Source organism: Pseudomonas sp. Van50, from assembly GCF_055390755.1.
Genome location: NZ_AP024343.1, coordinates 141,021 through 159,209, shown reverse-complemented (window position 1 = coordinate 159,209; position 18,189 = coordinate 141,021). Strand labels below are relative to the sequence as shown.

The following is an 18,189-nucleotide window of genomic DNA, read 5'->3' as shown; positions in this document are numbered from 1 at the left end:
TGTTTTGCCTGAGACCCTCGTAATAGACGCCTGAAATGCGACCTTTGTAGCGGGTCGGGCACAGCGCTAATTCACTAGACTGCGCATCTTGCTTTCCAGCCCGAGATAACCACCTATGTACCGTGATCGCATCCGCTTGCCTTCGTTATTGAATAAAGTGATGAGCGCTGCCGAAGCAGCCTTGTTGATTCAGGACGGCATGACCGTCGGCATGAGCGGCTTTACCCGCGCCGGAGAAGCGAAAGCAGTGCCCCATGCCCTGGCTGAACGCGCCAAGGTCACCCCGCTGAAAATAAGCCTGATGACCGGTGCAAGCCTGGGCAATGACCTCGACAAGGAGCTCACCGAAGCCGGCGTACTGGCGCGACGCATGCCGTTCCAGGTCGACAGCACGCTGCGCAAGGCGATCAACGCAGGCAAGGTGATGTTCATCGATCAACATCTCTCGGAAACTGTCGAGCAACTGCGCAACGGCCAGCTCAAACTGCCCGATATTGCCGTGATCGAAGCCGTGGCCATTACCGAGCAGGGACATATCGTACCCACCACATCGGTGGGTAATTCAGCCAGCTTCGCCATTTTCGCCCGACAAGTGATCGTCGAGATCAACCTGGCTCACAACCCGAATCTGGAAGGGCTGCACGACATCTATATCCCGACCTATCGCCCCACCCGTACACCCATTCCCCTGGTGAAAGTCGACGACCGTATTGGCAGCCCCGCCATTGCGATCCCGCCGGAAAAAATCGCCGCCATTGTCATTACCAACCAAGGCGACTCGCCTTCGACCGTCGCGCCACCGGACAGCGACACCCAGGCCATTGCCGATCACCTGATCGATTTCTTCAAGCAGGAGGTTTCGGCCGGACGCATGACCAACAAGCTCGGGCCGTTGCAGGCTGGTATCGGCAACATCGCCAATGCCGTGATGTGCGGGCTGATCGATTCCCCGTTCGAAGACCTGACCATGTATTCCGAGGTTTTGCAGGACTCGACATTTGACCTCATCGACGCCGGCAAGCTGAGTTTCGCCTCCGGCAGCTCGATCACGCTGTCGGATCGACGTAATGCCGATGTGTTTGGCAACCTGGAAAGGTACAAGGACAAGCTGGTCCTGCGCCCACAAGAGATCTCCAACCATCCCGAGGTCGTGCGTCGCCTGGGCATCATTGCTATCAACACCGCACTGGAGTTCGACTTGTACGGCAACGTCAATTCCACCCATGTCTGCGGCACGCGGATGATGAATGGCATCGGCGGTTCGGGGGATTTCGCCCGCAATGCCCACCTGGCGATTTTCGTCACCAAGTCGATTGCCAAGGGTGGGGCCATTTCCAGCGTCGTGCCGATGGTCAGCCATGTGGACCATACCGAACATGACGTCGACATCCTGGTCACCGAGATCGGTCTGGCCGACCTGCGGGGCCTGGCGCCAAGGGAACGCGCGCGAGTGATCATCGACAATTGCGTGCACCCCACCTACCACCAAGCCTTGAATGAGTATTTCGACGCCGCGTGCGCCTTGGGCGGACATACCCCGCATATCCTGCGCGATGCACTGAGTTGGCACCTGAACCTCGAAGAAACCGGGCGCATGTTGGCCGTCTGATACAGCTGGATCACCGTTATCGCAAATACAGTTTTGGTTGAAGACCATCATTCAAGCCTTATCCGTCAAAAACTGTACTGCTGTACCGGTGTTTTCTTACAGTCTTTTCCCACAAAGCTACCCATAACACGCAAAAATGCACCAACATCGTGCAGACAGGTACAGTTGCCTCAATATCGACCAGTACACCGCTCTTTAACAGTTAACTGGTCTCTCACAATACAGGTGAACTGTATCTAGAGAGACTGGCCAAACGAGAGGATCATGGGCACCAGTCAAACCACTACCTAATCCCGCCACAAGCGGAAGGATGTCAACCATGGAACGTACACTCAGTTCCGAGCTGTTTTTCGAAGACAAAGCTGAAAAAAACCAGGCTTCCCTGCCTCTTCGCGTTATCGCCAACCTGATGTTGTGGCAGCGCCGCATCGCCAGCCGTCACCAACTGGCTCGTCTGGATTCGCGCCTGCTGGCTGATGCCGGTATCAGCGAAGCACAACGCTACGAAGAGCTGAGCAAGCCGTTCTGGCGCTAACTCAGCGTCGCTGGCCCTGACCCACCGGGTCCACCGCCAGCACCGAATTGAACACACAAGACCCGTCGCGGGTAACCGCGACGGGTCTTGTCGTTTCGGGGGCCTGATTTTGACGAGAGCCTTGGAGACATAACAGTTTAAACAAGATATAAAACATACCAGTACAGTACGTCGACCCCATGCAGTCAATGAGCACTGCAAGGGCTGTCAGCCAACGCGTTCCTGTCCTAATATCGAGGCGAACGTGGCGAAGCGAGTCGAGCATGCGTCTCCTCTTCCAGCTACACGCACCTGCATCACCCATCATTCAAGGAGTTTCATCATGATCCGTCTTCGCCTGCTCAGCACAGTTGCCCTGCTGGCCGTAGCCGCCCACTCCAACGCCAGCAGCTTCATCGTCACCACCGACTCCATCGTCGGAGCACTCAAGGCCACCTCCGACGTGACCTCCGATGCAACCTCATCCCTGCGTGACAACAAGATCGTTCAAGCCGCCCGTGATGACGCCGCCAGCTTCGTCGCCAGCGAAGGCGCCATCCGTGGTGTGAAACTGGAAAGCGCCCTGGATTACATCCGCCAGCAGGCACCACAGCTCAACGCCACCGATGCGCAATTGGCCCAGGCCATCCTGGTGATCTGACGCAACATGAAACATCGGGCGCCAAATGGTGTTCCGATGTTTCAGCGCTGGCTCTGGCCCGCAGGTTTGCGCTAGCCTTCAAACTCGCCATCAACCGTCGAGTCCCATGCGTTTCTACTCAGATCTGTTCATCGCGTCTTTCTTCATCGTTTTTTGCTGGTCTGCTCCGGCCCATGCCTTCGATGTGTCCACCCAGCAAGTGGTGGTCAGCGGCTATGCCACGAGCATGGTGACCTCCGCGCCCTTCGACCATAAACTGATCGTCGCCGCTCACGATGACGCTGCGGCATTCGTCGCCAGCGACGGGCAACTGCGAGGAGCACAGCTGGAATCGGCCCTGGATTACCTGCGCCGGGCCCAGCCAAAACTTCACGTCAGCGACCTTGAACTGGCACAGGCAATTCTCGTCCAATAGTTATCCTCATTTTTCCGGAGTCGTTCCATGCGTAGCCCGCTGATTGCTGCCGCCTTAGGCCTGCTGGTGTTGGCCGATGTGGCCCAGGCACATACCCTGGTAGCCACCAGTAACATCATCGTTCGCGCTTCCCAGCGCACGATCGATTTCACTTCCGACACCACCACGTCCATCCGTGATTCGAAAATCGTCCGCGAAGCCCATGACGATGCGGCCAGTTTTGTCGCCAGCAATGGTGAAATTCGTGGCGCTCATCTCGAGGCCGCCTTCGACACCTTGCGCACCCGCGTGCCGGAAGCCCGCGACGCCAGTGACCAGGTTCTCGCCGAAGCCATCCTCGCATTGTGAGGCGGTTCGCCGCCTGGCTGGCGGCCGGGGTCTTGCTGCTCACGGGCAGCATGGCCCAGGCCGGCCTGCAATTGCACCTCAACGTCGAAGGCCTGAGCCCGGCGCAACAGCAGGCCAGCCAGGCGCTGCTCGATGAAGCCATGCAGGCCCTGCCGCCGCGCTTCATCGAGCGGCTGGACCGGCGCATCGATGTCGGCTGGACCGACCAGATGCCCGCCAATGCCTACGGCCAGGCCTCGCTGGTGTCGCAACTGGACCTCAATAGCAACCTGCTCGACAGCCTTGTCGACGGCAGCGCCGCGACACAAAAGACCCACCGCCCCCATGGCACCGTGCGCCGGGAAATGCTCGCCACGGTCCTTCACGAACTGACCCACATCTATGATCGCTCGCGTCTATGGCCAGAAACCGAACGCGCACTGATCCAGCGTTGCACTCGACGCAACAGCAGCGCCGGGTTGATCGGTCTTCCCGATGTATGCCGGGGCCAGAACGACCGCCGTTTCACCCTCAGCGATGATCCTCGCTTGTTGGACCTCGCCGGCTGGCCACAATACGTCGGCCGTCGCGGCGAACGGGAACAGCACAACCGCCAGGTCGCCCGCAGCCCGGATCTCTATGAAACGAGCAGCCCCAAGGAGTTCGTCGCGGTCAACATGGAGTACTTCCTCCTGGACTCCAGCTATGCCTGCCGACGCCCCGCTCTGTATCGCTATTACCAGGAACACTTCGGTTGGGCCCCCGCCGCCAAGGACACCTGCGCCCAATCGTTCGCCTTCCTCAACGCCGGAAACGATTTCGCCAAGACACCGCTGGGCAAGGTCGATCCGGAACGGGTCTATGCCATCGATTACCTGCTGGCCGAGGCCAATCAGAACTGGGTGAGCCGCTGGGGCCACAGCATGCTCCGGCTGGTGATCTGCGCACCGGGCCGTCCACGTGGCCCGGACTGCCGACTGGATCTGGACCAACACCTGGTGCTGTCATACCGCGCCTTCGTGGGCGATGTGCAGTTGTCGAGCTGGGACGGGCTGGTCGGCAAATACCCGTCGCGCCTGTTCGTATTGCCGTTGGCCCAGGTGATCGACGAATACACCAAGACCGAGCTGCGCAGCCTGGCATCGGTGCCGCTGAACCTGTCACGCACCGAGATCGAGGAAACGGTCGAGCACGCCGCCGAAATGCACTGGAGCTACGACGGCAACTATTACTTCCTGTCCAATAACTGCGCCGTGGAGAGCTTGAAACTGTTGCGCAGCGGCAGCAATAACGAGCAACTCAAGGGCCTGGACAGCATCATGCCCAACGGCCTGCTGGAGGTACTCAAGGGCCGGGGCCTAGCGGATACCAGCGTGCTGGATGATCCCAAGGAAGCCTTGCGGCTGGGCTACCGCTTCGACTCATTCCGCGAGCGGTACCAGGCAATGTTCGATGTGTTGAAGAAGTATCTGCCGATCAAGCAACAAACGGTGGAAGACTGGCTGGCCCTGGACGCCGCCGAACGCCGCGTCTGGTTCGAACAGGCCGACCTGCGCACCAGCGCGGCGTTGCTGCTGCTGGAGCAGGCCAGTTATCGCCGGCAATTGTTGTTGGCGCAGGATGAAGTCAAACAGCGCTACCTGGGTGCCCGTGAATTGCAGAACGGCGGGATGGAAAGGGCCAATGCGACGCTGCAGCAGATCCTCGCCAACAGCGGTTTCCTGAGCCGTCCGGCCGAACTGTTGGGCAGCAGTGGCTACGGCTTGCCGCAACCCAGCGAATGGCAACGCTTGGAATCGGAAAGCAGCTTACGGCAGAAACAACTGCAAACGCTGACAGGCGATCTGGACAAGGAAGTCCGGGCATTGCTCGAACCGAGCCGCGCGGCTGAAATTGCGGCGAGCGAGGCCAATGTGAAAGAGATTGGCGAGCATTTGCGCAAGCTGCACAAGGCCGGGGGCGGGTTGGAGCTGCCTTGACCCTGCAAAGAGCAGCGCCAAGACTGCTCCAGGTGGAATAAAAAAAGGGTTCAGAACCCCGTTCTGAACCCTTTTTTCGTGGCTGCAGCTGAATCAAATCAGCTGAGACGCGCCTTGCGCACACCATCGGCCAGGGCGGCACACAAGCTCAACACCCCATCAATTGCCTGTTCCGATGTTTCGGCGCTGGCGATATGGTCGATCAGCGCCGAGCCCACCACCACCCCATCAGCCAATCGTGCGATGGCGGCAGCCTGCTCCGGCGTACGGATACCGAAACCAATGCTGATGGGCAGATCGGTATGGCGACGCAGACGCGCCACGGCCTCTTCCACATGCTCCAGCGTCGCGGCACCGGCCCCGGTCACGCCCGCCACCGACACGTAGTACACAAACCCCGAACTGCCGTTAAGCACCGTCGGCAAACGCACATCGTCAGTGGTCGGCGTCGTCAGGCGGATGAAGTCCAAGCCAGCCGCCTGGGCCGGTTCGCACAGTTCGCTGTTGTGCTCGGGCGGCATGTCCACAACGATCAGGCCATCGACACCGCAATCCAGCGCTTCGCCAATGAAACGTTGCACGCCATAACGGTGGATCGGGTTGAAGTAGCCCATCAGCACCAGCGGCGTCTCGGTATTGTCCTGACGGAACTCGCGAACCATCTGCAGGGTTTTCGCCAGGTTCTGCTGGGCGCCCAAGGCACGAATATTCGCCAACTGGATCGCCGGGCCGTCGGCCATCGGGTCGGTGAACGGCATGCCCAACTCGATCACGTCGGCACCGGCTGCCGGCAGCCCCTTGAGAATCGCCAGCGACGTGTCGTAGTTCGGGTCGCCGGCCGTGACGAAAGTGACCAGGGCGGCGCGGTTCTGTTCCTTGAGTTCGGCAAAACGGGTTTGCAGGCGGCTCATCAGTGTTTCTCCTGCTGGGACTGTTCCATGTGGTGCATCACGGTTTGCATGTCTTTGTCGCCACGGCCGGACAGGTTGACCACCATCAGGTGATCTTTCGGCAGGTTGGGTGCGCGTTTGAACACTTCCGCCAGGGCGTGGGCGCTTTCCAGTGCAGGAATGATCCCTTCCAGGCGACAGCATTTGTGAAAGGCTTCCAGGGCTTCGGCGTCGGTCACCGAGGTGTACTGGACGCGACCAATGTCGTGCAACCAGGCATGTTCAGGGCCGATACCGGGGTAGTCGAGACCTGCGGAAATCGAATGGGCATCGATGATCTGGCCGTCGTCGTCCTGCAACAGGAAGGTGCGGTTGCCGTGCAGTACACCCGGAACGCCGCCGTTCAGGCTCGCCGCGTGCTTGCCGGTCTCGATGCCATAACCGGCGGCTTCGACGCCGATGATCTCGACACTCTTGTCGTCCAGGAACGGGTGGAACAGGCCCATGGCGTTGGAGCCACCGCCGATGCACGCCACCAGGCTATCCGGCAGGCGACCTTCCTGGGCTTGCAGTTGATCGCGGGTTTCCTTGCCGATCACGGCCTGGAAGTCGCGCACCATGGCCGGATACGGATGCGGGCCTGCCACAGTGCCGATCAGGTAGAACGTGCTGTCGACGTTGGTGACCCAGTCGCGCAGGGCCTCGTTCATGGCGTCCTTCAGCGTGCCGGTACCGGCGACCACCGGGATCACTTCGGCACCCAGCAGCTTCATGCGGAACACGTTGGCCTGCTGACGCTCGATGTCGGTGGTGCCCATGTAGATCACGCAATCCAGACCGAAACGCGCGGCCACGGTGGCGGTGGCCACGCCGTGCATGCCGGCGCCGGTCTCGGCGATGATGCGTTTTTTGCCCATGCGCCGCGCCAGCAGGATCTGGCCGATGCAGTTGTTGATCTTGTGCGCGCCGGTGTGGTTCAGCTCTTCACGCTTGAGATAGATCTTGGCGCCGCCGCAGTATTCGGTCAGGCGCTCGGCGAAGTAGAGCGGGCTTGGGCGACCGACGTAGTCGCGCTGGAAGTAGGCCAATTCCTCAATGAAGGCCGGATCTTCCTTCGCCACTTCGTATTCACGGGCCAGATCAAGGATCAGCGGCATCAGGGTCTCGGCCACATAGCGGCCGCCGAATGCACCGAACAGGCCGTTGGCGTCGGGGCCGCTGCGCAGGTTGAAAGGGGTCGTAGGCTGGGTCATCGGGCGCTCCAGGCAAATGCGTTGAAAGACTATGAGGTTCACTCTACCCCTGACATCCCCCAGTGAAAACCGATAAGATCGCCACAACCTGTCAGGAAAACTCACAGATAAAATGAGCCATGATCTTCCCCCGCTCAACGCCTTGCGCGCCTTCGAGGCTACCGCCCGCCTGAATAGCGTAAGCCAGGCGGCCGAACAGCTGCATGTCACCCATGGGGCCGTGAGTCGACAGCTGAAGGTGCTGGAAGAGCATTTGGGCGTCAGCTTGTTCATCAAGGACGGGCGCGGCCTTAAACTCACAGATGCAGGCATGCGCCTGCGGGACGTCAGCGCCGATGCGTTCGAGCGGTTGCGCGGCGTTTGCGCGGAGCTGATGCAAAGTACGGCAGATGCCCCGTTTGTCCTGGGCTGCTCGGGAAGCCTGCTGGCGCGCTGGTTCATTCCCCGCCTGGGCAGGCTCAACGCCGACCTGCCGGATTTGCGCCTGCACCTGTCCGCCGGCGAAGGCGACCTGGACCCCAGGCGACCGGGGCTGGACGCCTTGCTGGTCTTCGCCGAGCCGCCGTGGCCGGCCGATATGCAGGTGTACGAACTGGCGAGCGAGCGGATCGGCCCCGTGATGAGCCCCCACTACGCCGGATTCGCCCGCTTGCAAGCCGCACCGGCCAACGCGCTGCTGGACGAGCCGTTGCTGCACACCACGTCCCGCCCCCAGGCCTGGCCGACCTGGGCACGACAAAACGCCCTGGAACCCCAGGCCCTGAAGTTCGGGCAAGGATTCGAGCATTTGTATTATTTGCTGGAGGCCGCCGTCGCGGGGTTAGGCGTGGCGATCGCGCCCGAGCCGCTGGTGGCCGAGGACGTACGCGCCGGTCGCCTGGTCGCGCCATGGGGCTTCGATGAAACCGCGGCGCGACTGGCGTTGTGGCTGCCCAAGCGCGCCGCAGACGGGCGCGCTCGGCAATTGGCCCAGTGGCTCAGGCATGAGCTGAGCCAACCGACTCAGTCACCGCGCTTGCACAGCAGGTAAGCAGCCAGCAGACCCAGCGCACCGACTGCGACACCGGCCGTGGTCCATGGGTGTTCCTGCGCGTAGTCGCGTGTGGCGATCCCGGTTTCACGGGTTTTCACCTTGACCTCTTCATAGGCATCGCTGAGCAGATGACGAGAATGTTTCAGCGCGCTCTCAGCATTGGCCTTGAGCGACTTGAGGGTCTTACGCGACTCGTCCGAGGCGTCGTCCTTCAGGCTTTCCAACGACTTGAGCAGACTCTCGATCTCCGCTTCCATGCTTTGCAACGAGGCTTTGCGTAACGAATTGCTGGCCATGGTGGCTCTCTCCTGCAGTGGTTGAGTGGCGTGTGTGAATTGGGACTCCAGTCGTTTCTGAAAGTGCAGTAAATCTGAACTTCAGCACGCGAACGACGACACACGTAAGGCGAAAAATCGCTGCTAGGCTGTTAAACACAACCAAGGAGAATCCCCATGAGTGATCATCACACTTACAAAAAAGTCGAGCTGGTCGGCTCGTCCCCCACCAGCATTGAAGACGCCATCAACAACGCCTTGGCCGAAGCCAGCAAAAGCCTCAAGCATCTGGAATGGTTCGAAGTCACGGAAACCCGCGGCCACATCGAAAATGGCCGGGCCGCGCACTTTCAAGTGACCATCAAAGTCGGGTTCCGGATAGCCAATAGCTGAGGTTCTTTTGAACTTGCACGCTGGCGGAGTGCCATAGGGAGTGGCGATGCGCTATGGTCTGCGCATGACGTTTTTCCAATACCTGCCCTATTTGATCCGACCAAGGAGTGCGAGCGATGAAAAAGTTGATGGTGGCCCTGGGTTTGCTGAGCCTTGCCGGTGGTGCGTTTGCGGCCGGTAAGCCCTGCGAAGAGCTGAAAAGCGAGATCGCAGCGAAGCTGGACGCCAAGGGCGTCTCAGGTTACTCGCTGGAAATCGTCGATAAAGGCACAGCGACTGACGGAAAAGTCGTCGGCAAATGTGAGGGCGGTGCGAAAGAAATCATCTATAAAAAATGATTCTTTTCGAACATCAAAGCCGACGCATTGCGTCGGCTTTTTCATGGGCGTCATTCAGCCTTTCATGACCTGCGCCAGCAACTCATAGGAGTGCAAGCGATCGGCGTGTTCGTACAGGTCACTGGTGAAAATCAGCTCATCGGCCTGGGTTTGCTCGATCAATACCTGCAGCTTGGCGCGAATCTTCTGCGGACTGCCGACCATGGCCAGGCCCAGGAAATCGCCAACCGCCTCTTTCTCATGGGGCAGCCAGAGACCGTTCATGGTTTCCACCGGCGGACGCTGCACCAGGCTCTGGCCACGCATCAGCGCCAGGATCCGCTGGTACACCGACGTTGCCAGGTAATCGGCCTGTTCATCGGTATCCGCCGCGACCAGCGGCACGCCGAGCATCACATAAGGCTTGTCGAGCACCGCCGACGGTTTGAAGTGGTTACGGTAGATGCGAATCGCCTCGTGCATAAAGCGCGGCGCGAAATGGGAGGCGAATGCGTAGGGCAAACCGCGCTCACCGGCCAATTGCGCACTGAACAGGCTCGACCCCAGCAGCCATACCGGCACGTTGGTCCCGGTGCCGGGCATGGCGATGATGCGTTGATCCGGGGTGCGCGGGCCGAGATAGCGCATCAGTTCGGCCACGTCCTCGGGGAAATCGTCCGCACTGCCGGAACGCTCGCGACGCAACGCCCGCGCGGTCATCTGGTCGGATCCTGGCGCACGTCCCAGGCCCAAATCGATACGACCCGGGTAGAGGCTTTCCAGCGTGCCGAACTGTTCGGCAATGATCAACGGCGCGTGATTGGGCAGCATGACGCCGCCGGAGCCGACGCGAATGGTCGAAGTGCCCCCCGCCAGATAACCCAGCAGCACTGCCGTCGCCGAACTGGCGATACCGTCCATGTTGTGGTGTTCGGCCACCCAGAAGCGGGTGTAGCCGTATTTTTCCACGTGCTGCGCCAGGTCCAGCGAGTTGCGCAAGGACTGGGCGGCATTGCCATCGGCGCGGACAGGCACCAGGTCGAGGGTTGAGAATTTCACGTCGGACAGCTGTTTCATGGGCCGGGATCTCCAACGGCGTTCCGGGCTTTTCCTACGGGCAAAAGCCTGCCGTTTCTATAGGTGTGTTCCATGCAATGTGGGCATATACCCGAGTTTCAATAGCAGCGACGAAATTTCCTACTAAATTCGTCGGCTAATCGACAGGATGAACTTTTACAGGCGGTCTATCCTCACAACCCAGACAGCTAAAAAACACCCAGGCGCGGCTTTCGCGCCGAATCTTCAGGAGGCAGACATGGCTATCATCAAGAAAGCATCGGCTCATTGGGAAGGTGACCTGAAAACCGGTATCGGCTCCATCTCCACGGAAACCGGTGTGTTGCGCGAAGCGCCCTATGGCTTCAAGGCACGATTCGAAGGCGGTAAGGGGACCAACCCCGAGGAGTTGATCGGCGCGGCCCATGCTGGCTGCTTTTCCATGGCCTTTTCGATGATCCTTGGCGATGCCGGGCTCAAGGCCGACAGCATCGACACCAACGCCGAAGTGACCCTGGACCAGGTCGAGGGCGGTTTTGCGATCACGGCGGTCAAGCTAGTGCTCAAGGCGAAAATCCCCGGTGCCAGCCAGGCGCAATTCGATGAGCTGAGCAAGAAGGCCAAGGAAGGGTGTCCGGTTTCCAAGGTGCTGAACGCCAACATCACCCTGGATGCGACGCTGGTGAGCTGACGCATGCAAGGATCGCAGCCTTTGCAGCGTTGGCGAAGGCTGCGCTTTTTTTGAATGTGGTCGAGCTGTTTACCCTGGCGCAATTATGGTCGAATGAAGCCGCAGTTTCAGCGCACAGGCAGTGCGCGCTGCCATGAGGAATTCGAACATGAAACGATCAGCCCTGGTGGTCATCGGCTGCGCATTCGCGACATCAGCCCTTGCCGCCCCCAAATCCTGTGAAGAGCTGAAAGCGGAAATCGAAGCGAAGATCCAGGCCAATAACGTATCGTCCTACACGCTGGAAATCGTCACGAATGACGAAGTCCACGACCAGAACATGGTGGTGGGCACTTGCGAAAACGGCACGAAGAAAATCATTTACCAGAAGAACGACCGCTAGGGCGTCCTACGGAACACAGTTGACTTGTCGCTCTTCGGCCACGATTTGACGCTTGGCGTCATAGAGCCGGGCGCTGGGTGTGAATGCCAGGTTGCGAGCCTCCAGCCGATAGCGTTGGCCGGCCTCGAAATGGTCGTAACGCACGAGCATGTAGCACAGCCGTTCTTGCGGTTCGGCTTGCATGCCCAGGCCACCGCCACTGAACACTTCGAAGTCGAAGCGCACTTTCAATTCGTGGCTGCCCGGCGAAACCTGAAAGATCCGTCCGTCTCGCAATCGCTGGCCGTCCAGGCTTTCAGCCATCAGCATTTTTCCGCCCGGCATGGGGGTCGCGAAATCAACCCACGCCATGTTCGGGTCGATCTGGGGCAGCGGGCTCGTTGCACAACCGCTCATGGAGACCAGGGCCAGTAACAGCAAGGATAAGCGCATCGTGAGTTTCCTTAAAACCGGACACTGAGCATAGCGCCAATCACGTTTGTTGGCAGCCCGCCGGCGTACCTTGCCCCACCACTTTGCGCTGCTGATCGTACAGCTTGGCCCACGGTCGGAAACCAATGCTGCCGGCCTGCAGCTGGTAACGTTGGCCGGCGTTGAAGTCCTTGAATTTCAGGTTCAACCGGCAATCGCGCCACAGCGGCTCGGCATCCGGGCCGATGTTGCCGGGCTCGACGGCAAATTGATAACGCACCGTCAGCTCATGGCTGCCGGGTTGCACTTCGAAATAACGCCGGTCAATGGACATCTTGTCATCGACTTCCAGCGCTTGTAGCGCGGTGTCCTGCTGGTTCCCCAGGTCGATCCACGCCTGGGAGGGATCAGGATCAGGCAAACCGGCGCAACCGGTCAGCAGCAACAGGCCACTCGTCAGCATCAACACGCGCATAGCGAAGCTCCAGGCAAGCGAGATAGTCTGTGGGCAGACTTCCCAGGGTGATTCCAATTGATCAGGCCGCGTTCAAGCCATCGGTTACTCGACCGTGTTTTCCAGATTTTGTTTCCAGGCCTCCTGCTTTTGTTACTGAACGGTTGCAGTAGCGTCGGTTACTACAGCCAGCTCGTCGGCGGACAGCTGCGGTTGTTGCAAGCCCGAGAGCCTATCGACCAAGTCATCGCCGACCCCGCTCGCGATCCCCAACTCAAGGCGCACCTGGCCCAGGCGCGCGAGGCACGGACGTTTGCCAGCGATCACCTGCATTTACCGGACAATCGAAGCTATCGCCTGTATGCGGATATAGGCCGGCCATTCGTCGTCTGGAATGTCTTTGCCACGCCAGAATTTTCCCTGGCGCCGCAGAATCATTGTTTCCCCATTGCCGGTTGCGTGGCTTATCGCGGTTATTACAGCCAGGGCGCCGCCCGTGGCGAGGCCGCGTTGCAGCGCTTGCAGGGCATGGACGTGGCAATTGGCGGTGTGGAGGCCTATTCGACGCTGGGCTGGTTCAACGATCCGATCCTGAGCTCGATGATGCACTGGGGCGACGAACGCCTGGCGACGCTGATCTTTCATGAACTGGCGCACCAGCGGTTTTATGTAAAGGACGACACCGAATTCAATGAGTCCTTCGCCACCTTCGTTGAACAGGAAGGCACCCGGCAATGGCGTGCCAGTCGTGGGTTGGCGCCGGATAACGGCAAGCAGGTGCGCCAGCGCGACCAGTTCATCCAACTGGTCCTCGACACCCGCCAGCGCCTGGAAACCCTCTACGCCCAGCCCCTGACAGCCGAACAGATGCGCCAACGCAAAGCTGAGGAGTTCGAGCGCCTGCGTGCGGACTATGTGCAAATGCGCGACACCCAGTGGGCGGGCGACAAACGCTATGACGCCTGGGTCTACGCGCCACTGAACAATGCGCGACTATTGCCGTTCGGGCTGTATGACCAGTGGGTGCCGGCGTTTGCGGCGCTATTCAGCCGCGAGGGCGGTGATTGGGTTGCCTTTTATGCTGCGGTGGAAAAGCTGGGCGAATTGCCGATCGAAGCGCGCAAGGCGGCCTTGAAGGTATTGGCGCAGCCGAAGACTTCCGCTGACTAGGCGGACGTCATCGCGAGCAAGCTCGCTCCCACACTTGTTCGTCGTTATGCATGCCATCAGGCTTGACGCCGTTCCTACGTGGGAGCGAGCTTGCTCGCGATGACGACAGTACCGACACCATTGAAGCAAGCTGACTCACCGCTATCGCGAGCAAGCTCGCTCCCTCATTGGATGCCTGGCTACAGCCAGCAACCCCGCACAAAAAAGGGCATACCGACTCATCGATATGCCCTTTTGATTGCCGCTTTCTTCCCCCGGCCGAGGTACTCGTAGCGATTATGGGTTGACGCTTTCTTTCAAGGACTTGCCTGGTTTGAAGGCAACGGTGTTGCTGGCCTTGATCTTCACCGGCTCACCGGTCTGTGGGTTTTTGCCAGTGCGGGCGCCGCGGTGGCGTTGCAGGAAAGTGCCGAAGCCCACCAGGGTAACGCTGTCCTTGCGGTGCAGGGCGCCGGTGATTTCTTCCAGGACGGCGTTGAGGACGCGGTTGGCTTGTTCTTTGGTGAGGTCTGCTTTTTCCGCGATAGCGGCGGCGAGTTCTGGTTTACGCATGAATGAAGCCCCTTTGACGGTTTTTTTGTTGTTATGTCCGTGCTGCTCTCTTTGGAACAGCCCCTAAGGCGCCGCAGGCTCTACTCTGCGGCAGACGGAAGTGAGGATGGCACGGTGCCGAAAACGGCGCCAGTGTCCGGGCGACCTTTGTGGGACCAAAAGTAGGGTTTTTGCGACAGAACGACCAGTATTTACGCCAGCAGGGCTGGAAGCTCCTTGTTCAGCGCCAGTTTCTCCATCACCGCCGTGCCTGTCAGGGCATAACCCAACAGGTTGCCTTGAGCGTCGCGGCACAGCGCCTTGATGTCCGCCCCCTGCCCCTCGACGCTCCACACGCCCTCGCGGCCTCGCGGTGGCGGCGACACCACCAAGGGGCACACCGGGGTTTTTACGGTAATCGGCATGGGGCCGTAGCTGACGGCAGTCGGGTTGCCGGCCAGGGTTTGGGCCAGGGCCCGGGCGCAGCTCATCAGCGGCATGACATACAGCAGGTTCAAGCCGTCGACCTCGGCGCAGTCGCCCAGGGCATAGATATTGGCGTGAGAGGTCTTCAGGTGACGGTCGACCACGACGCCGCGGTTGACCACCAGGCCGGCCGCGGCTGCCAGGTCGATACGGGGACGCAGGCCGATGGCCGAGACCACCAGGTCGCAGGCAATCACCTGGCCGTCGGACAGATGCGCCTCCAGACCGTCGGCGACCTTCTGCAAGCGGTTGAGCACAGGGCCCAAGTGGAAGCGCGCACCGAGGCTTTCCAGCCCGGCCTGGACCGCTGCCGCGGCGGCCGGGTGCAGCAGCGTCGGCATGACTTGCTCGCACGGCGCCACCAGTTGTACTTCGTAGCCACCCAGGCTCAGGTCGTTGGCGAACTCGCAGCCAATCAGGCCGGCACCCAGCAACAACACCCGACGCTTGCCGGCCGCCGCGGCCCTGAAGCGTGCGTAGTCTTCCAGGTCGTTGATGGGGAAGATCAGGTCCGCGCCATCGCCCTGTACCGGCACGCGCACGGTTTCGGCGCCCCAGGCCAGGATCAGGTCGCGGTAGTTCACCGCCTCTTCGCCGATCCATAGCCGTTTGTGGCCCGGATCGATGCCGCTGATGCGGGTATGGGTGCGCACTTCGGCCTTGAGTTGCTCGGCCATGGCCCCCGGCTCGGCCATGCTCAGGCCGTCGGCGTCTTTGTTCTTGCCAAAGCCTGTGGAGAGCATCGGCTTGGAATACGAGCGACCGTCGTCCGCAGTGATCAGCAGCAACGGGGTTTCGCTGTCGAGCTTGCGAAACTCCCGGGCCAGGTTATAACCGGCCAGGCCTGTACCGACGATGACGACAGGTGCGCTCATGTTGCTCTCCATTTGATGAAACGATCAGTTGATTTCGATCATTTCGAAATCCATTTTGCCGACGCCGCAGTCCGGGCACAGCCAGTCTGCCGGTACATCCTCCCAGCGGGTGCCGGGCGCGATGCCATCGTCAGGCCAACCGTCAGCTTCGTTGTAGATCAGGCCGCAGACGATACATTGCCACTTCTTCATTCCAATACTTCCTCAAGATGTCAGGCCTTGGCCGGTATTTTCCGGCTCAGGGCCGTTTTGTACTGATCGGTTGCGACAGATGCAAGCACGATCAGCAGGGCAGCCGGCCGGGCCCGTCAAAACCCGCGACCGACATGGTAAGCTCGCGGCCTCATTTGCTGCCATTCAAGACCTCTGTGCCGCATACAAATTCGATATTTCCTACACTCCAATGGCTGCCCCAGCACCTGCTGTCGCCCCGCCCCGATGCGGGTGTGCTCGATTGGCTGTTCGACGAAGGCTCCCTGACCCGGCGCCTCACGCGCCTGTCGGACGGCCATTTCAGCGTGACGCCGCTGTTCGAAGGCTGGCAGCCGTTACGCGCCGACGAATGTGCCGCCCTGGACCTGGCCGAGGGCAGCGAGGGCTGGGTACGCGAAGTGTATCTGCGCGGCCGCGACCAGCCTTGGGTGTTCGCCCGCAGTGTGGCGGCGCGCAGCGCCTTGCAGGGTGACGGGTTGCAGATGGACGAACTGGGCAGCCGCTCCCTGGGCGAATTGCTGTTTTGCGACCAGGCGTTCCAGCGCCGGGCCATCGAGGTTTGCCATTACCCCGAGGCCGGGTTGCCGGAAGACGTCCGCACCAGCGGGCTGTGGGGTCGCCGTTCACGTTTCGATCGCGGTGCGTTGAGCGTGCTGGTGGCGGAAATCTTCCTGCCACGCTTGTGGACCGTCGCCCGCGCCTATTCGGAGAATTTCTGATGTACGTGCAACTGCTCAAATCCTTGAATCGCCTGAATCCACGGGCGTGGGACTTCGTGCAACTGACCCGTATGGACAAGCCCATCGGCATCTACCTGCTGCTGTGGCCGACGCTGTGGGCGTTGTGGATTGCCGGTGAGGGCTCGCCGTCCATCGCCAACGTGGTGATTTTCGTCCTCGGCGTGGTGCTGACCCGCGCCGGCGGCTGTGTGATCAATGACTGGGCCGACCGCAAGGTCGACGGCCACGTCAAACGCACCGAGCAGCGCCCGCTGGTGAGCGGCAAGATCAGTTCGAAAGAAGCGCTGGTGTTCTTCGCCGTGCTGATGAGCGTGAGCTTCCTGCTGGTGCTGTGCACCAATGCACCGACCATCCTGTTGTCCCTCGGGGGCCTGGCGCTGGCGTTCAGCTACCCGTTCATGAAGCGCTATACCTACTACCCGCAAGTGGTGCTGGGCGCGGCATTTTCCTGGGGCATGCCGATGGCGTTCACTGCCGAAACCGGACATCTGCCGGCGGCCGCGTGGTTGCTGTACATCGCCAACCTGCTGTGGACGGTGGGCTACGACACCTATTACGCCATGACCGACCGGGACGATGACCTGCGCATCGGCGTGAAGTCCACGGCGATCCTGTTTGGCGATGCCGATCGGGTGATCATCCTGACGCTGCAAGGCCTGGCCTTGGCTTGCCTGCTGCTGGCCGGATCGAAATTCCAGCTGGGCGGCTGGTTCCACCTGGGGCTGGTGGCCGCTGCCGCATGCTTCGCCTGGGAATTCTGGTACACCCGTGGCAGGGACCGGATGCGTTGCTTCCAGGCGTTCCTGCACAACCACTGGGCCGGGTTGGCGATTTTCGTGGGGATTGTGCTGGATTACGCGTTGCGCTGAGGCCGCCGGTCCAACACTGAACCTTGGGTCATGAAAGGCTTTGTGGCGAGGGAGCTTGCTCCCGCTCGGTTGCGCAGCGACCGCAAGATTTTGGGGCTGCTTCGCAGCCCAGCGGGAGCAAGCTCCCTCGCCACAAAAGCGTTTCGGGGTGGTCAGTCGGGCTTGGCGACCTTCCAGGCGCCGTCCATTTTGCCGTCACCGGTCATGTCCCCCGCCTTCTTGTCCATGACGAAGGTGTACAACGGCTTGCCATCGTAGGCCCACTGCTTCGTACCGTCGTCACGGTTGATCACCGTCCATTCGCCCGTGGACTTGTCGTCGCTTTCAGCCTTGAGCGGTGGCCAGTTGGCGGCGCATTTGTCGTTGCACATCGACTTGCCGCCCGAGTCTTTGGCAAACGTATACAGCGTCATGCCTTTGTGATCGGTGAACATGCCGTCTTTTTCCATCGCCGGTTCAGCCGCGAACGCCCAGGTCGGCAGCGCCAGTGCAGCTGTGACCGCCAGAACCTTGATGGATTGGGTGAAGTAAGTCATGGAAACCTTCTTTTGTGGTTGTCAGGATTCGGACTGAAAAGCTTAGTCCAGGATCCCCCTTGCTGCCGGGCCAGGAAATAACTGTCACACGACTGCAATAATTCCGTTA

General features: G+C 60.4%; 24 protein-coding genes. 14 read left to right on the top strand and 10 right to left on the bottom strand.

Annotation, left to right across the window (positions count from 1 at the left end):
• Positions 1-115 precede the first annotated feature (115 nt).
• The 6 genes from ACZ5M5_RS00745 to ACZ5M5_RS00720 all read left to right on the top strand — a co-directional run bounded on the left by ACZ5M5_RS00745 (position 116) and on the right by ACZ5M5_RS00720 (position 5,505).
• Complete coding sequence (locus ACZ5M5_RS00745) at positions 116-1,609, top strand: acetyl-CoA hydrolase/transferase family protein (protein WP_060739789.1); 1,494 nt, start codon at positions 116-118, stop codon at positions 1,607-1,609.
• A 319-nt stretch (positions 1,610-1,928) separates the two neighbouring features.
• Entirely contained in the window at positions 1,929-2,144 is a 216-nt protein-coding gene (locus tag ACZ5M5_RS00740) for a DUF1127 domain-containing protein (protein WP_003187014.1), read from the top strand.
• 322 nt (positions 2,145-2,466) lie between these two features.
• A complete protein-coding gene (locus ACZ5M5_RS00735) occupies positions 2,467-2,784 on the top strand; it encodes a DUF2388 domain-containing protein (protein WP_072411231.1) in 318 nt (105 codons plus the stop codon).
• A gap of 106 nt (positions 2,785-2,890) precedes the next feature.
• A complete protein-coding gene (locus tag ACZ5M5_RS00730) occupies positions 2,891-3,199 on the top strand; it encodes a DUF2388 domain-containing protein (protein ID WP_060739791.1) in 309 nt (102 codons plus the stop codon).
• A gap of 27 nt (positions 3,200-3,226) precedes the next feature.
• Positions 3,227-3,547: a DUF2388 domain-containing protein gene (locus ACZ5M5_RS00725; protein ID WP_003187020.1), complete on the top strand. Its 321-nt coding sequence runs from the start codon at positions 3,227-3,229 to the stop codon at positions 3,545-3,547.
• Positions 3,544-5,505, top strand: coding sequence for a DUF7844 domain-containing protein (locus ACZ5M5_RS00720; protein ID WP_464738441.1), 1,962 nt, complete (start codon positions 3,544-3,546; stop codon positions 5,503-5,505). Before ACZ5M5_RS00725 ends, ACZ5M5_RS00720 begins: the two co-directional genes overlap by 4 nt.
• 98 nt (positions 5,506-5,603) lie before the next feature.
• Here the strand turns inward: ACZ5M5_RS00720 and trpA are convergent, their stop codons facing one another.
• The gene (gene trpA, locus ACZ5M5_RS00715; RefSeq protein WP_192264203.1) at positions 5,604-6,416 is read right to left on the bottom strand and encodes a tryptophan synthase subunit alpha; all 813 of its coding nucleotides are present in this window, start codon (positions 6,414-6,416) and stop codon (positions 5,604-5,606) included.
• Positions 6,416-7,648 (bottom strand): tryptophan synthase subunit beta, encoded by a 1,233-nt coding sequence (trpB, locus tag ACZ5M5_RS00710; RefSeq protein WP_053127073.1) that lies wholly within the window; start codon positions 7,646-7,648, stop codon positions 6,416-6,418. The genes trpA and trpB overlap by 1 nt, the downstream gene beginning before the upstream one ends.
• Positions 7,649-7,760: 112 nt before the next feature.
• Between trpB and ACZ5M5_RS00705 the strand changes: the two genes are divergently transcribed.
• Complete coding sequence (locus tag ACZ5M5_RS00705; RefSeq protein ID WP_060739794.1) at positions 7,761-8,678, top strand: LysR family transcriptional regulator; 918 nt, start codon at positions 7,761-7,763, stop codon at positions 8,676-8,678.
• On the opposite strand, the gene ACZ5M5_RS00700 is transcribed toward ACZ5M5_RS00705, so the two are convergent.
• On the bottom strand, positions 8,651-8,977 hold the full coding sequence (locus tag ACZ5M5_RS00700; protein WP_025211165.1) for an ElaB/YgaM/YqjD family protein: 327 nt from the start codon (positions 8,975-8,977) through the stop codon (positions 8,651-8,653). The genes ACZ5M5_RS00705 and ACZ5M5_RS00700 overlap by 28 nt on opposite strands.
• A gap of 156 nt (positions 8,978-9,133) precedes the next feature.
• Between ACZ5M5_RS00700 and ACZ5M5_RS00695 the strand changes: the two genes are divergently transcribed.
• The gene (locus tag ACZ5M5_RS00695) at positions 9,134-9,349 is read left to right on the top strand and encodes a dodecin (protein ID WP_003177209.1); all 216 of its coding nucleotides are present in this window, start codon (positions 9,134-9,136) and stop codon (positions 9,347-9,349) included.
• Positions 9,350-9,465: 116 nt separating this feature from the next.
• A complete protein-coding gene (locus ACZ5M5_RS00690; protein WP_060739795.1) occupies positions 9,466-9,687 on the top strand; it encodes a DUF1161 domain-containing protein in 222 nt (73 codons plus the stop codon).
• 54 nt (positions 9,688-9,741) lie between these two features.
• On the opposite strand, the gene ACZ5M5_RS00685 is transcribed toward ACZ5M5_RS00690, so the two are convergent.
• Positions 9,742-10,743: an LLM class flavin-dependent oxidoreductase gene (locus tag ACZ5M5_RS00685; RefSeq protein WP_060739796.1), complete on the bottom strand. Its 1,002-nt coding sequence runs from the start codon at positions 10,741-10,743 to the stop codon at positions 9,742-9,744.
• A gap of 238 nt (positions 10,744-10,981) precedes the next feature.
• On the opposite strand from ACZ5M5_RS00685, the gene ACZ5M5_RS00680 reads away from it, so the two are divergent.
• Positions 10,982-11,413, top strand: coding sequence for an OsmC family protein (locus ACZ5M5_RS00680; protein WP_060739797.1), 432 nt, complete (start codon positions 10,982-10,984; stop codon positions 11,411-11,413).
• A gap of 148 nt (positions 11,414-11,561) precedes the next feature.
• Positions 11,562-11,795 carry a DUF1161 domain-containing protein gene (locus ACZ5M5_RS00675; RefSeq protein ID WP_060739798.1) on the top strand — a complete coding sequence of 78 codons (234 nt, stop codon included), beginning with the start codon at positions 11,562-11,564 and terminating at the stop codon, positions 11,793-11,795.
• Positions 11,796-11,801: 6 nt separating this feature from the next.
• Here the strand turns inward: ACZ5M5_RS00675 and ACZ5M5_RS00670 are convergent, their stop codons facing one another.
• Together ACZ5M5_RS00670 and ACZ5M5_RS00665 are read right to left on the bottom strand one after the other, a co-directional pair.
• Positions 11,802-12,227: a PA0061/PA0062 family lipoprotein gene (locus ACZ5M5_RS00670; protein WP_464738440.1), complete on the bottom strand. Its 426-nt coding sequence runs from the start codon at positions 12,225-12,227 to the stop codon at positions 11,802-11,804.
• Between the two features lie 40 nt (positions 12,228-12,267).
• Complete coding sequence (locus ACZ5M5_RS00665) at positions 12,268-12,681, bottom strand: PA0061/PA0062 family lipoprotein (protein WP_060739800.1); 414 nt, start codon at positions 12,679-12,681, stop codon at positions 12,268-12,270.
• 57 nt (positions 12,682-12,738) lie between these two features.
• Between ACZ5M5_RS00665 and ACZ5M5_RS00660 the strand changes: the two genes are divergently transcribed.
• Positions 12,739-13,830: an aminopeptidase gene (locus tag ACZ5M5_RS00660; RefSeq protein ID WP_464738439.1), complete on the top strand. Its 1,092-nt coding sequence runs from the start codon at positions 12,739-12,741 to the stop codon at positions 13,828-13,830.
• A 276-nt stretch (positions 13,831-14,106) separates the two neighbouring features.
• Here ACZ5M5_RS00660 and ACZ5M5_RS00655 read toward each other — a convergent pair whose 3' ends face one another.
• From ACZ5M5_RS00655 to ACZ5M5_RS00645, 3 genes are all read right to left on the bottom strand, one after another.
• Complete coding sequence (locus ACZ5M5_RS00655; RefSeq protein ID WP_060739802.1) at positions 14,107-14,382, bottom strand: HU family DNA-binding protein; 276 nt, start codon at positions 14,380-14,382, stop codon at positions 14,107-14,109.
• Between the two features lie 191 nt (positions 14,383-14,573).
• Positions 14,574-15,722 (bottom strand): NAD(P)/FAD-dependent oxidoreductase, encoded by a 1,149-nt coding sequence (locus tag ACZ5M5_RS00650; RefSeq protein WP_060739803.1) that lies wholly within the window; start codon positions 15,720-15,722, stop codon positions 14,574-14,576.
• Positions 15,723-15,746: 24 nt separating this feature from the next.
• Positions 15,747-15,914: a rubredoxin gene (locus ACZ5M5_RS00645; RefSeq protein WP_003177199.1), complete on the bottom strand. Its 168-nt coding sequence runs from the start codon at positions 15,912-15,914 to the stop codon at positions 15,747-15,749.
• Between the two features lie 176 nt (positions 15,915-16,090).
• Here ACZ5M5_RS00645 and ACZ5M5_RS00640 point away from each other — a divergent pair, with 176 nt between their 5' ends.
• A complete protein-coding gene (locus tag ACZ5M5_RS00640) occupies positions 16,091-16,654 on the top strand; it encodes a chorismate--pyruvate lyase family protein (protein ID WP_464738438.1) in 564 nt (187 codons plus the stop codon).
• Positions 16,654-17,544 (top strand): 4-hydroxybenzoate octaprenyltransferase, encoded by an 891-nt coding sequence (gene ubiA / locus ACZ5M5_RS00635; RefSeq protein ID WP_060739804.1) that lies wholly within the window; start codon positions 16,654-16,656, stop codon positions 17,542-17,544. The genes ACZ5M5_RS00640 and ubiA overlap by 1 nt, the downstream gene beginning before the upstream one ends.
• A 152-nt stretch (positions 17,545-17,696) precedes the next feature.
• Here the strand turns inward: ubiA and ACZ5M5_RS00630 are convergent, their stop codons facing one another.
• Complete coding sequence (locus tag ACZ5M5_RS00630; RefSeq protein WP_464738437.1) at positions 17,697-18,080, bottom strand: COG4315 family predicted lipoprotein; 384 nt, start codon at positions 18,078-18,080, stop codon at positions 17,697-17,699.
• Positions 18,081-18,189: the final 109 nt, after the last annotated feature.

Bases quoted from the DNA above. Each gene is read 5' to 3' on its own strand.
- ACZ5M5_RS00745 (WP_060739789.1), top strand. From the start codon at position 116: ATGTACCGTGATCGCATCCGCTTGCCTTCGTTATTGAATAAAGTGATG.
- ACZ5M5_RS00740 (WP_003187014.1), top strand. From the start codon at position 1,929: ATGGAACGTACACTCAGTTCCGAGCTGTTTTTCGAAGACAAAGCTGAA.
- ACZ5M5_RS00735 (WP_072411231.1), top strand. From the start codon at position 2,467: ATGATCCGTCTTCGCCTGCTCAGCACAGTTGCCCTGCTGGCCGTAGCC.
- ACZ5M5_RS00730 (WP_060739791.1), top strand. From the start codon at position 2,891: ATGCGTTTCTACTCAGATCTGTTCATCGCGTCTTTCTTCATCGTTTTT.
- ACZ5M5_RS00725 (WP_003187020.1), top strand. From the start codon at position 3,227: ATGCGTAGCCCGCTGATTGCTGCCGCCTTAGGCCTGCTGGTGTTGGCC.
- trpA (WP_192264203.1), bottom strand. From the start codon at position 6,416: ATGAGCCGCCTGCAAACCCGTTTTGCCGAACTCAAGGAACAGAACCGC.
- trpB (WP_053127073.1), bottom strand. From the start codon at position 7,648: ATGACCCAGCCTACGACCCCTTTCAACCTGCGCAGCGGCCCCGACGCC.
- ACZ5M5_RS00705 (WP_060739794.1), top strand. From the start codon at position 7,761: ATGAGCCATGATCTTCCCCCGCTCAACGCCTTGCGCGCCTTCGAGGCT.
- ACZ5M5_RS00700 (WP_025211165.1), bottom strand. From the start codon at position 8,977: ATGGCCAGCAATTCGTTACGCAAAGCCTCGTTGCAAAGCATGGAAGCG.
- ACZ5M5_RS00695 (WP_003177209.1), top strand. From the start codon at position 9,134: ATGAGTGATCATCACACTTACAAAAAAGTCGAGCTGGTCGGCTCGTCC.
- ACZ5M5_RS00690 (WP_060739795.1), top strand. From the start codon at position 9,466: ATGAAAAAGTTGATGGTGGCCCTGGGTTTGCTGAGCCTTGCCGGTGGT.
- ACZ5M5_RS00685 (WP_060739796.1), bottom strand. From the start codon at position 10,743: ATGAAACAGCTGTCCGACGTGAAATTCTCAACCCTCGACCTGGTGCCT.
- ACZ5M5_RS00680 (WP_060739797.1), top strand. From the start codon at position 10,982: ATGGCTATCATCAAGAAAGCATCGGCTCATTGGGAAGGTGACCTGAAA.
- ACZ5M5_RS00675 (WP_060739798.1), top strand. From the start codon at position 11,562: ATGAAACGATCAGCCCTGGTGGTCATCGGCTGCGCATTCGCGACATCA.
- ACZ5M5_RS00670 (WP_464738440.1), bottom strand. From the start codon at position 12,227: ATGCGCTTATCCTTGCTGTTACTGGCCCTGGTCTCCATGAGCGGTTGT.
- ACZ5M5_RS00665 (WP_060739800.1), bottom strand. From the start codon at position 12,681: ATGCGCGTGTTGATGCTGACGAGTGGCCTGTTGCTGCTGACCGGTTGC.
- ACZ5M5_RS00655 (WP_060739802.1), bottom strand. From the start codon at position 14,382: ATGCGTAAACCAGAACTCGCCGCCGCTATCGCGGAAAAAGCAGACCTC.
- ACZ5M5_RS00650 (WP_060739803.1), bottom strand. From the start codon at position 15,722: ATGAGCGCACCTGTCGTCATCGTCGGTACAGGCCTGGCCGGTTATAAC.
- ACZ5M5_RS00645 (WP_003177199.1), bottom strand. From the start codon at position 15,914: ATGAAGAAGTGGCAATGTATCGTCTGCGGCCTGATCTACAACGAAGCT.
- ubiA (WP_060739804.1), top strand. From the start codon at position 16,654: ATGTACGTGCAACTGCTCAAATCCTTGAATCGCCTGAATCCACGGGCG.
- ACZ5M5_RS00630 (WP_464738437.1), bottom strand. From the start codon at position 18,080: ATGACTTACTTCACCCAATCCATCAAGGTTCTGGCGGTCACAGCTGCA.